Source organism: Pseudomonas sp. AKS31 (assembly GCF_023634765.1).
GTDB lineage: Bacteria > Pseudomonadota > Gammaproteobacteria > Pseudomonadales > Pseudomonadaceae > Aquipseudomonas.
This window is the reverse complement of sequence record NZ_JAMLFX010000014.1, coordinates 155,867-156,591: the sequence shown is the minus strand read 5'-3', so window position 1 is coordinate 156,591 and position 725 is coordinate 155,867. Positions and strand designations below refer to the sequence as shown.

At 55.6% G+C, this 725-nt stretch carries 1 protein-coding gene; it reads left to right on the top strand.

The window, feature by feature from the left end; all coding sequences use genetic code 11:
* Window positions 1-160: 160 nt before the first annotated feature.
* On the top strand, window positions 161-725 hold a 565-nt coding region (locus M9827_RS24330), incomplete at its 3' end, for a hypothetical protein (RefSeq protein ID WP_250607586.1).

Genomic DNA, 725 nt, shown 5'->3' with positions numbered 1-725 from the left:
GCGAGGTGACGAGTGGGCTCCGTGGACTTCCCAGCATGTTGAAGTGAGGAAGCCTGCCGCGTTTGATGCCAATGGTGTGGTTGGGGTTGCCGGGACGGTGTCAGGAACTGCTCGTCCTGGCAGCGTAATCAAGCTTGTGCGTCCTGCCGACAAAGCCGTCATGAGTACCACGCACGCTACTCAATATAATGGGCGGTGGAATGTCACATTATCGACGGGTCTTCCCCAAGGTGTGCACGAGCTGCAAATCCGTGAAGACGTCGACGGAAGGGTGGGGCGATATACCCAGACGAAGACGTTCACCGTTTTAGGCAAAATCAAAATTACGTCCCCGGATATCAGTCTCCCTGTAGAGAGTGTTCGCCCCGTGATCAAGGGGAACGGGGCGTTGAAGGGAGCCAGCATCAGTATTTACTCATCCGACTTACTTGTGCCTGTGGTCCTGTACGCGCCGGTTGACTCCAACGGCGAATGGGTCTTTACCAGTAGCCATGTTTTCGAGCGAGGGGCCCGTTACACCATTATTGCCAGACAGAGTCTGAACGGCGGCCACTCCGATTGGGGCGATCCTCAAGAGTTTTATCTTATTGGTCCTCCCGTGTTTACAGCACCCAAGCCCAATCCCGCGTCGCCGCCAATCGTGGAAATGAAATCGATGTTCGAGGGGACCGGTGCCACCGGTTTCAATCAGAACAGGGTCGACGTGTATTCGGAGCAAATGGGGG